Source organism: Streptomyces xantholiticus (genome assembly GCF_014651015.1).
In the GTDB taxonomy this organism is placed as follows: Bacteria; Actinomycetota; Actinomycetes; order Streptomycetales; family Streptomycetaceae; genus Streptomyces; species Streptomyces xantholiticus.
In genome coordinates, this window is record NZ_BMWB01000001.1 from 454,048 (window position 1) to 464,334 (window position 10,287).

11 protein-coding genes and 1 pseudogene are annotated in these 10,287 nt (G+C 71.1%); 8 read left to right on the plus strand and 4 right to left on the minus strand.

The window, feature by feature from the left end; genetic code table 11:
• Window positions 1–203 precede the first annotated feature (203 nt).
• The 8 genes and pseudogenes from bla to IE198_RS34900 all read left to right on the plus strand — a co-directional run.
• The gene (bla, locus tag IE198_RS02120) at window positions 204–1,133 is read left to right on the plus strand and encodes a class A beta-lactamase (protein ID WP_229833695.1); all 930 of its coding nucleotides are present in this window, start codon (window positions 204–206) and stop codon (window positions 1,131–1,133) included.
• A gap of 178 nt (window positions 1,134–1,311) precedes the next feature.
• Window positions 1,312–1,575, plus strand: coding sequence for a GlsB/YeaQ/YmgE family stress response membrane protein (locus IE198_RS02125; protein WP_189881972.1), 264 nt, complete (start codon window positions 1,312–1,314; stop codon window positions 1,573–1,575).
• A 180-nt stretch (window positions 1,576–1,755) separates the two neighbouring features.
• The gene (locus tag IE198_RS02130; protein WP_229833696.1) at window positions 1,756–2,184 is read left to right on the plus strand and encodes a hypothetical protein; all 429 of its coding nucleotides are present in this window, start codon (window positions 1,756–1,758) and stop codon (window positions 2,182–2,184) included.
• Window positions 2,181–2,417, plus strand: coding sequence for a helix-turn-helix transcriptional regulator (locus IE198_RS02135; RefSeq protein WP_189881976.1), 237 nt, complete (start codon window positions 2,181–2,183; stop codon window positions 2,415–2,417). The genes IE198_RS02130 and IE198_RS02135 overlap by 4 nt, the downstream gene beginning before the upstream one ends.
• A complete protein-coding gene (locus IE198_RS02140; protein ID WP_189881978.1) occupies window positions 2,414–3,391 on the plus strand; it encodes an NAD(P)-dependent alcohol dehydrogenase in 978 nt (325 codons plus the stop codon). Before IE198_RS02135 ends, IE198_RS02140 begins: the two co-directional genes overlap by 4 nt.
• 681 nt (window positions 3,392–4,072) lie before the next feature.
• Window positions 4,073–4,357, plus strand: a complete 285-nt coding sequence (locus tag IE198_RS34895) for a hypothetical protein (RefSeq protein ID WP_229833697.1) — start codon at window positions 4,073–4,075, stop codon at window positions 4,355–4,357.
• 232 nt (window positions 4,358–4,589) lie between these two features.
• Window positions 4,590–5,126: a hypothetical protein gene (locus IE198_RS02155; RefSeq protein WP_189881980.1), complete on the plus strand. Its 537-nt coding sequence runs from the start codon at window positions 4,590–4,592 to the stop codon at window positions 5,124–5,126.
• Window positions 5,127–5,248: 122 nt separating this feature from the next.
• Window positions 5,249–5,503: pseudogene (locus IE198_RS34900) on the plus strand (hypothetical protein); the annotation flags it as partial.
• 38 nt (window positions 5,504–5,541) lie between these two features.
• Here the strand turns inward: IE198_RS34900 and IE198_RS02160 are convergent.
• From IE198_RS02160 to IE198_RS02175, 4 genes are read right to left on the minus strand one after another with little or no spacing between them, the layout of a single operon-like run.
• Window positions 5,542–6,438 carry a galactokinase gene (locus IE198_RS02160; RefSeq protein ID WP_189881982.1) on the minus strand — a complete coding sequence of 299 codons (897 nt, stop codon included), beginning with the start codon at window positions 6,436–6,438 and terminating at the stop codon, window positions 5,542–5,544.
• A gap of 4 nt (window positions 6,439–6,442) precedes the next feature.
• Entirely contained in the window at window positions 6,443–8,302 is a 1,860-nt protein-coding gene (locus IE198_RS02165) for a class I SAM-dependent methyltransferase (RefSeq protein ID WP_189881984.1), read from the minus strand.
• Window positions 8,299–9,468 carry a glycosyltransferase gene (locus tag IE198_RS02170; RefSeq protein ID WP_189881986.1) on the minus strand — a complete coding sequence of 390 codons (1,170 nt, stop codon included), beginning with the start codon at window positions 9,466–9,468 and terminating at the stop codon, window positions 8,299–8,301. Before IE198_RS02170 ends, IE198_RS02165 begins: the two co-directional genes overlap by 4 nt.
• Entirely contained in the window at window positions 9,465–10,280 is an 816-nt protein-coding gene (locus tag IE198_RS02175) for an alpha/beta fold hydrolase (RefSeq protein ID WP_189881988.1), read from the minus strand. Before IE198_RS02175 ends, IE198_RS02170 begins: the two co-directional genes overlap by 4 nt.
• Window positions 10,281–10,287: the final 7 nt, after the last annotated feature.

Here is a 10,287-nt window from a genome sequence, read left to right on the forward strand (position 1 = left end):
GAAGGTGAGAGCCGGCGCGGGTCGTCTCCGCGGGCGACGTCAGCTTCCGGATCGGCCTGGAACAGCGCGTGTCCGCATTGGACCTCCCGTCGGCCGAGGGTAAGGGTGGTCCTGGCAATTCACGACCACGTACCGGGACGGGGGCCATGGCGCTCCCTCCCCCTGTTCGCCCTGTCCGTCAGGGCTCTTCGGAGGTTCGGACCGTGCACTGCACCCGTGCCCGTCGCGTGCTTGTGGGCGCGCTGGCCGCCCTCGCCCTCGCCCCACTCGCGGCCTGCGGCCAGGACGCCTCGCCGGCCTCGTCGTCGTCACCGGAGGCGACGACGACGAGGCCGGAGTCCGACGCGAAGCCGTTCGCCCATGAGCTCAAGGCCCTCGAGGGCAAGTACGACGCGCGGCTCGGTGTGTACGCCGTCGACACCGGCAGCGGGCGCGAGGTCGCCTACAACGACGGCGAACGGTTCGCCTACGCCTCCACCTTCAAGGCGCTGGCCGCCGGTGCCGTGCTGCGCAAGTACTCCCCGAACGGCATGGACCGGGTGGTCACGTACTCGGCGGACGACCTGATCGCCCACTCTCCCGTCACGGAGAAGCACGTCGGGACCGGCATGAGCCTGCGCGACCTGTGCGAGGCCGCCGTCCGCTACAGCGACAACACCGCGGCCAACCTGCTCTTCGACGCGCTCGGCGGTCCGGGGGGCCTGGACGCCGTCCTCGAGGAAATGGGTGACGACATCACGCGGATGGAGCGCAGCGAGCCGGAGTTGAGCCGATGGGCCCCGGGCGAGACGCGGGACACGACCACGCCGCGGGCGTTCGCGAAGGACCTGCGCGCGTTCGTCCTCGGTGACGCCCTCGGCAAGGACGAGCGCGCACAGCTCACTAAATGGCTGCGGACCAACACCACCGGCGACGAGCTCATCAGGGCCGGGGTGCCGAAGGGCTGGGTGGTCGGCGACAAGACGGGGACCGGCAGCGGCTACGGCGCCCGCAACGACATCGCCGTGGTGTGGCCGGCCGACAGTGCCCCCATCGTCATGGCCATCATGTCGAATCGGGGCGACAAGGACGCCGAGCACGACAACAAGCTGATCGCGGAAGCGGCAAGCGTGGTCGCCGGCACACTGGCGTAACCGGCAGTGTGCGCCCGTCGAGGACACCCGGTGCGGCCCGCGATCCCTCGGCCGGTGCGACGCACGGTGAACCATGGCGTGTCCCCGGGGCAGGCGTGACTCTGCCGGTCGGGGGCACTCGTACACCGGCTCGGCGGACAAGGAATCCGCCGGACGGAGAATCCGAGAGGGATGTCCCATGGAGATATCCGGCATCATCAGCGCGATCGTGATCGGCATCGTCATCGGCGTACTGGGTCGACTGGCCGTGCCGGGACGCCAACACATCGGCGTCCTGTGGACGATCGTCGTCGGCATCGTGGCCGCACTCATCGGCACGGCTCTGGCTTCGGCCCTCGGCGTGGCGGCCACCGACGGCATCGACTGGATCCAGTGGCTCATCCAGATCGCACTCGCCGCCGCGGGCGTGGCAGCGCTCAGCCGGGCCAAGGCCCTGCGCTGACCGGCACGCACGCACGTCGGTGACGCGGCGGCCCCGGCGGCTGCCGCGTCACCGACGTCGACGAGGTCGGGTACCCGAGAGCAACCGCTCTGTGGCGAAGCCGTTTCGACCAGCGGACCGCCACCGTCGGGCATGTCAAGAATCCTTTACATGCTGTCTGGTGTGCTTTACATTCCTCGTGTGACACACGAAGAAAAGCGAGCGTGGATCATCGCGGTACTCGCACTCGGTACGTACGCGGCCTACCTCGCCGTTCTCCTCGTTCGAGCCGCCGGCACCCCCGTGGCCGAGGTGCCTTACGCATCGACGCTGCTGTGGGCCGTGGGCATCTCGATCGCGGCATCGATCGTGCTCAGCGTCGTCGTCTCGGTCGGCGCGCCCAAGGGGGCGAACAGAAGGGACCAACGCGACCGGGAGATTCACCGGTTCGGTGAGTACACAGGCCAGTCGTTCGTCGTCCTGGGCGGGGTGGCGGCCATGGGGATGGCGCTGGCCGAGATGGACCAGTTCTGGATCGCCAACGTGCTCTACGCCGGGTTCACTCTCTCGGCGATCCTCGGCTGCGCGGCGAAGATCGCCGCCTACCGCTGGGGTTTTCAGCCTTGGTGAGGGAACCGACCAAGGTCACCAACTCGATCCGGGCCCTTCGGTTCACGCACGGTGAGATGACACAGGCGGAACTGGCCGACCGGATCGGCGTGACCCGACAGACCGTGATCGCCATCGAAAAGGGCCGCTACTCACCCTCTCTCGACATGGCCTTCCAGATCGCCCGCGTGTTCAAGGTCCCGCTCGACGACGTTTTCCAGTACGCGGACGAAGAAGAAGGAGACACAGCGTGAAGGCGATGGTTCAAGAGGTCTACGGCCCGGCCGATGTCCTGGAACTCAAGGAGATCGACAAGCCCGTGGTCGGCGATGACGACGTCCTCGTACGAGTGCGCGCGGCCGGGGTCGATCCGAGCGTCTGGCACCTCATGACGGGCCTGCCGTACCCCATTCGCATCATGGGCTTCGGGCTGCGCACACCCAGGCTCCGGGTGCGCGGCTGGGACGTCGCCGGGAGCGTCGAGGCGGTCGGCAGGAACGTGACCCGGTTCAGACCCGGCGACGAGGTCTTCGGCACCTGCGAAGGATCCTTCGCGGAGTACGCGTGCGCCCATGAGGACAGGTTGGCGGCGAAACCGCCGAGATCCACCTTCGAGCAGGCAGCGGCCGTCCCGATCTCCGCCTTCACCGCCCTCCACTCGCTTCGCGATCAGGGGCGGATACGGCGTGGGCAGCGGGTCCTGATCATCGGCGCGGGCGGAGGCGTGGGGACGTACGCCGTACAGCTGGCCAAGGCGGTGTTCGAAACGGAGGTCACCGGCGTCTGCAGCACCGACAAGACCGAGATGGTCCGCTCCCTCGGTGCGGACCACGTCATCGACTACACCCGTGACGACTTCGCCGCCGATGGCCGTCGCTACGACCTCATCCTCGACACCGCGGGCAACCGACCGCTGTCCCACCTCCGGCGGGCCCTCACGCCTCGAGGAACCCTCGTCCTCGTCGGAGGCGAAGGGGGAGGGCGCTGGCTCGGCGGCCTGCACCGCGCCCTCGGGGCACTGGCCCTGTCCCCTTTCGTGGGCCAGAACCTGCGCGCACCGTTTGTGAAGGAGCCCAAGGAGGACATCCTCCGGTCCCTGGCCGAGTTCATCGAAGCCGGCAGCGTCACACCGGTCATCGACCGGACGTACCCCCTCAGCGAGGCCCCCGAGGCCATCCGTCACTGGGAACTGGGCCACACACGCGGCAAACTCGTTCTCACCGTCTGATGAGGGCCGCATGAGCAACCACGCGATTCCCGCTGCGGCCGTGATGGCAGCACCGCTTCCTCGATGATGAAGCTGAAGGCGATCGGCGACCCGCGGAGTAAGCAACTGGTGGGCGCTCCATGCGGACCGCGAGGCGTTCGCCGAGCCACAGAGGCGGGCGAGCGGGTGAGCCGTTCGGCAAGCTGCTCCTGCGTCAGCAGGGACCACACCCTGAACACCTTCGACGCCGCTCCGAACGCCTCGAGGCTCCAGGACGGTTCCGCTGCACGGCGGTTCGCCATGGGCGGCGACCCCTTGGGGGGCTCGTCGCACTCGCTGAACCCGTACAACGAGCCTACGATCACGTGGGGTTACTCGTACAGTCCAGAGCGCGCGACCCGTACGGCGGCGCGTGTACGAGCGGCCCGTCGGCTCCGGCCGCGACGGGGCGAAGGCGGCGGACGGCGCGGCCCCGGCCGGATCCGCTTCCGGCCGGGTCCGCCCCTTGCGCGGAGGCCGCCCCGCGCTCGCCAGCCGCGGCAACCGTCGCCGCCTCGCCACCGGGGCCTCGCTCCCCCGCCGACCGACCCCCGCAGGTCCGGGCCGCCGCGGCACTGACTCCATCGGGCCCGTCGGAAGGCTGTGACAGGAGGAAAGTGATCGGCTGGCCGGTGGCCGCCCAACCTCCGTGGTCTGGAACCGATGCCGATCAAGCCCGGCTCCCCGACGGTTCCCGTTCCGGGCTACGACGTCCGGATCCTCGACGAGGCGGGTGCGGTGCCCGAGACCAGAGCCCGGAGCCGGGATCGGCGCTGTTCCGAGTTACTGGCCGCGATGCGGTCACGGCTGCGGCGACTGGACGATCAGATGGAAAGGCTCACTCAATCCCGCGACGCTCTTGCCGACTACATCGATGCGGCCGAGCGAATGGGCAGCGTGAGCTATCCACCCTTTGACGATGCCGACGTGGAGCCCGTCACCGCCTGAGCAGCCGGGGTGCCCCGTCTTGCGGAACCGTCTCGACCAGCAGCACCGCCGGCCTGCTCAACGCTCCTCAACGACCCGGGGCAGGCCGAAGGAGCCGCAGCCAACCCGAAGCAGTCGGCGTCCGTGCCGCCTGGACCGGCTCGGGAACCGTTCCCCCGGATACTGCGTGACCCCTTGACGTGTTGTCGGCTGGTGAGGGGGGACCCGAATGAAAGCTCGGACGATGGTGAGCGTGGCGGTATCGGCCTGTGTGGCGCTGGTGGCGTGCGCGTGCGGTCCGGAAAATTCGAAGGAGGACACGGACGCGAAACCTTCGCAGCCGTCCGCGTCCACGCACGCCGAAGAGCCGTCGGCCACGCCGTCCGTGTCCGCTCGGACCGAGAAGCCGTCGGCCGAGCCGACCGGCGACCAGCCCGCACCCAGGACGAAGGACGGCGCGATCCAGCGGTACGAGCAGTACCTCCACGCCCTGGGCCGTGAGGACATCGACACGGTCTGCGAAGTGGCCGGGCCCGCCGCGAGGAAGGCACAGGACCAGGGGTCCGGCCCGTGCACGTCGACGTACGCCGTCGTGTTCCAGATGATCTCGCCCGCGCAGAAGAAGGCCCTGCAAACCGCGACGGTCGACCCGCAGCGCATCGCCGTGCGCACGCCTGACAAGATCGAGATGCCGGTCGAAGCGGTCAGGGCGTCCGCAACCTTCTCCGAGAGCGACCTCGGCAGCTACACCCTGGAGTACCTCAAGGACGATTGGTACATCACCGACTGAACCCGGCGCGCCGTACGCGGAGCCGCCCGACGCTCCGCGCGCACGCCGCCCGGCGGCCGGTCGACCTACCGGCGCCCGCCGACGACCTTCAGCACGCACCGTCCTTTCGGCTGTTCCGCCCCCGTGTCTGGCCGCGCCGATGTGCCGGCGATCTTCCGCTTCCATGCGGAAGATGAGATCGACTTCGACGTTGACCTGCGGGAGTTGCGGCCGCAGCCGCGGATTGATGCGTTCTGCGACCTCCTTCGGGAGATCGGGCGGCGGTTGGGCAGCCGGTGCTGATGGATGCCGAAGGCGGCCATGGCCATCCGGCCGCGTCCAGATCGCCACCGACACTGTCATCGACGGCCTCACCCTCTTCCGCGACCCTGGCCTGATCCAGGGCAAGTGGAACCCCGAGGGCGGCGCCGGCCGTTCACTCCTCGCGGCGGGCCGCGCCCGCCACGGTGATGTTCACCAGCCGCGGTACGCGCAGCCCGCGGTCGCGGAACTCCTCGGTCACGGCGGTACGCACATCCGTCAGCCGCTCCCGCGGTATCAGGACCATGGCGCTGCGCTCCGGCCGCCGCCCGGGCGACCAGGCGGCCGTCGCACCGGCGCGCCGGGCGCAGGCCACCGCGCGCTCGACCTCGTCCGGCGCGGGCTCGTCGCCACGGGTCACCAGCAGCGTCAGCCGCGAACCATGTGCGTCCGGGTCGAAGCGGACCCGGCGCCGAGTGCCGCGGCTGAGCATCAGTGCTTGTCCGGGCCTCGCGAACAGTGCCGCCTCGCGCAGCACTTCGTCACCTTCGGGGACGGCCGCCCGGGCCAGGGCGGCCAGCCGCCCGCGCGGCAGCCGTGGTCCGGGGCGGCCGGCGTGCAGATCGGCGACCGCCAGCGCCACGGCGCACTCCAGCGGCTCGGCGCTGGACAGCCCGGTCGCGGCGGTCAGCGTGGAGTGGATGTGGAGATCGAGGCCGCCTCTGCCGTATCCGGCGCCGGCCATGGCGCGCAGCAGGGCATAGGTACGAGCCGCCCACTCGGGGTGCGGCAGCGGCGGTCCGGTGAGCGGGAGTTCACAGCTGTGCGCGGGATGGGCGAGGGAGCTCAGCCGTACGATCCCGTCGTCGCGCGGCGCGGCAGCGGCGGCCACGGGCCACCCGGCCGCGGCAACAAGCCGCGGTGAACCGAGGTGGAAGGCGTGCGGAGCGCTCCACACGGTGGCCGGTGGCCGGTCGTGGGCGGCCTCCAGGGCGTAGGCGACCAGCCGGAAGAGGGGGTCGGCGGTGTGCTGCCGGGCGATGCCGAGCGGCCCGACCGGCTCGGGGCTCACCTCGTCACCTCGGCTCGTGGAGCGTCGGTGTGCGGCGGGCCAGCAGGCGGTAGGCGTTGCCGCCGTTGGTGACGCGGGCCGCGGCCGCGCGGACCTTGTCCAGGACAGCCGCGGCAGCGAAGCACGGCAGCGAAGCCGTCCAGACGCCACGGCGGATCGCCCGGCTGGTCAGGGTCGCGCTGCCCGGGCCCCACGGGGCGTACGGACTGGGCGCGATCCGGTTCGCGACGAGCAGGACCGCGCCGACGAAGTCGCAGGACTGGTGGGCCGCGCCGTGTTCCTCGGCCAGCACCGTGAAGCCGCGGTCGGCCAGCGCATCGCGGAGGTTGCCGACCGGGATCAGGTGCTGGTGCTGGGGCTGGAACCACGGCAGCCAGTACGGGCCGAGCATGCGGCCGAGGCGTGATTCGGGGTCCGGGAGTTCGATCAGAAGATGCCCGCCGGGCGGCAACACCTGTGCGGCGGCGTCGAGTTCGGCGAACGGGTCACGGGTGTGTTCCAGGTAGTGGTACATGCTGATCGTGTCGTAGCGGTGCACCAGCCCGGCAGCCAGCTCCGGGAACTGCCCGCAGTGAGCCGTTCCGATCCAGCCGCGGGCCTGGGCGCCCCGCACTTCCGCGGCCATGTCGAGGCCGTCGAAGCGCGTGTCGGGCCAGACGTCGCGCGCGCTGTTGCAGAAGTGACCGTGCCCGGTGCCCACATCGAGCCAGGCGGACGGGGTGCCGTACGGCTTGAGCATTTCCGCACGGGCCAGATACGACCGGCTCATCCGGCCGAACACGTGGGACGCGCTGCTCACGCTGAGGCCGTCGTAGAAGTCGCGGTAGTAGAAGTCGAGTCCGTCCAGGGACAGGCGCGGGTTCTGGAACACATGCCCGCACGCCCCGCACTCCTCGAGGGTGAAGCTGCCCGGCTTGGCCTGGAACAGATCCGGCATCCGGGTGCGTACGGACAGGTCGGCGGAGCCGCACCAGGGGCAGTCGGGGCGGCGCGGTTCGAAGAACCGATCGGTGCCGGCCTTGAGTTCGGCCGCGTAGAGGGGCCGCAGCGCCTCCATTTCCCGAGTCGGACCGGACTGGGAGGGGCCCCTGCTGGTGGCCGTTCGCAGCACGGTGTGGACGCAGTGCAGCGGCCGCGCCGCGGTGGCGCGCGGAAGATCGGCCGGTCGCAGCGGGCTGTCCGGACGGCCCAGGATCAGCGAGGGCTGCAGCCAGTACAGCGCGAGCGCCGCCGCGCCCCACCGGCCGTCCTTGACGGCCGCGCGTGCCAGCAGGGCGAGACCTGCCAGCTGGGCCGCGGTCACCACGCCCGGCGGCAGCCCTTGGGCGCGTAACTCCGCTGCCCGCCGGGCGGATTCACGGGCCGCGGCGGCCAGTCCCGGAGCGATGGCGATGCCGGTGGAGACCGGTGCGAAGTCCTTCAACCGGCCGAGCAGAGTGTGCAGTTCGGTGGGGGTGAGCTCGTCGTCGGTCTCGATTCCCGCGCGCGTGCGGACGTCCTCCGTGACCAGGACGGCATGGCCCGCGCCGCGTGGCTGCGCCGTGCGGGCACAGCGCCCGTCGCTGATGTCCAGCAGACGCAGGAGGCCCAGCGCGCGTTCCGCGTCGAGGCTGCCCGGCAGCAGGTCGAGGACTTCGAGACCGGTTCGTTCCGCGTGGGCGACTGCGGCACGCACTGTCGCTTTGTCGACTTGGACGCCCCGGGCCGCGATCACGTGCCAGCCGTCCGTGGGCTGACTCTCGACGGTCAGGTCCAGGACGGGTACAGCGGCCAGCCGGCGGCGGGCGCGCACCGTGCCCGCGGTGAGGCCCGCCAGGACGGCGACGGCGGTCCAGGGGACGCGGCGGGTACGAGACGGTGTCATCTGAGCTTCTCCAACCTGTCGGCCGCGGCCGCGGCGCCGCCGGCCGCCGCGAAGGATGCTTGGATACGGCGGGCGGCCCGCCGGTGATCCGGATCGTCGAGCACCGCGGTGAGCGCGGCCTGGATCTCGTCGGCGCGGGGCCGGCCGAAGCGCACCCGGACTCCGCCCCCGGCCGCCGCGACCTGCTGGGCGATGATCGGCTGGTCGTCCCGGACCGGCGCGACCACCAGCGGCAGACCGTGGGCGAGGGTCTCGCAGACGGTGTTGTGTCCGCCGTGGCAGATCACGGCGTCGAGATGCGGCAGCAGGGCGAGTTGGGGCACGTACTCCTGAAGCAGGACATGGTCCTCACGCACCTCGCCGACCACCTCCGCGGGCGCTGCGACGATCAGCTGCACCTGCTCGGCCAGCCGTTCCGCGGCCTTCAGGACAGCGGCGTAGAAGCGGACGCCTGCCTCCCGGTTGAGCGTGCCGAGCGAGACCAGCACCCGGCGCCGTGCGGGATCCAGTCGCTGCCACGGGAACGACGCGGCGTCGGAAGGACGGCAGCCCAGGGCGGGTCCTACCCAGGCATGGTGGTCGGGGAACGCGCCGTTCCCGCCGACCAGTTCACGGGTGGAGAAGACCAGGACCAGCCGGTCCGAGAACCGCGGATCCCAGTCGGCGGGCACGCCGCAGTCGGCCAGGAATCCGGCGATCCGGTCCGTCACCCACTCCCCCACCTTCGGGAATCCGGCGAACGGCCCGGTGAACTCGGCCGTGGTCGTCGCGGATGTCACCCATGGCAGTCCGCGCCGCCGCGCGACCACGGCCCCGGCCGGCGCCTGCTGGTCGACGACGAGTACATCGGGGTCGTACGTGTCGATCGCCGCCTCCACTCCGGGAACCATCGCGTGGGCGAGCGGGATCAACGCCTCCTGCCAGAGGAAGCGCAGTGCGGCGACGCCGCGCAGATCGCGCCAGCGGCCGTGCAGCGCGCCATAGCCTCCGGGGCCGGTGTGGTCGCCGGACGGGAGGAGCGTGACGTGGGCGGGCAGCAGCCCGGACAGGACTTCGGCGGGGCCGGTCCACGCGACCTCGTGTCCGCGTGCGGTGAGTTCGGCGGCGACGGCGACGGTGGGGTTGACGTGCCCGGCGAGCGGCGGCACGACGAACAGCGCCCTCATACCGTCACCGCGTCGGGCTGTGGGCGGGCCGCTGCGGCCAGCCGGTCGAGCACGACCCGGCGGAGCTCGTCGGTGCCGCCCTGCAGTACGTCGTGACCCAGGCCGGGCAGGACGCGAATGGTGCAGTCGGGTGCGTGGCGGGCCAATTCCTCGGCACCGGGGACGAGTTCGGAGTGCTCACCGCACACGGCCAGCACCGGACAGCGCAGCTGGGCGAAGTCCTCGGCCGTGAACACCCGGCCCGCCGCGATGTCGTCGATCAGCGACGTCCGGTTGAGGAGTTCGTCGGCGGTCGCCGTCAGCCGGGCCGCCTTGCGCGCTCCGAGCGAGGCGAGTTCCTTCGGTACCTTGCTGCCTTCGAGGTCGAGAGCCGCGACGGAGAGCGTGTCCAGCATGTTCTCGATCCACGGGCCGCTGAGCGGTGCCTCGATCAGGATCAGCCCGGCGACGAGATCGGGCCGCGCCAGTGCGGTGCGCAGCGCGATCGTGCCGCCGTAGCTGTTGCCGACGAGAGTCACCGGGCGGGTGTCGAGTCCGAGGGCCCCGAGCAGGGCGGTCAGGTCCTGTACGGCCGTGGCGGTGTCGTAGCCGGTGGGTGGGCGTTCGGTGCGGCCGTGGCCGCGCAGGTCGTACAGGACGATGTCGTGCCCGTCCCGTGCGGCCGGGACGGCGAGGGTGGCGTAGAAGCTGGAGAGGTTGTCGACGACCAGACCGTGGAGGAAGACGGCGGTCGCGCCCGCTTCACCCGGTGCGTCGGCGGCCGGCAGCCGGTGGACATGGAAACGCAGGGAGTTGGCGAGTATCTCGGCCATCGCGTGC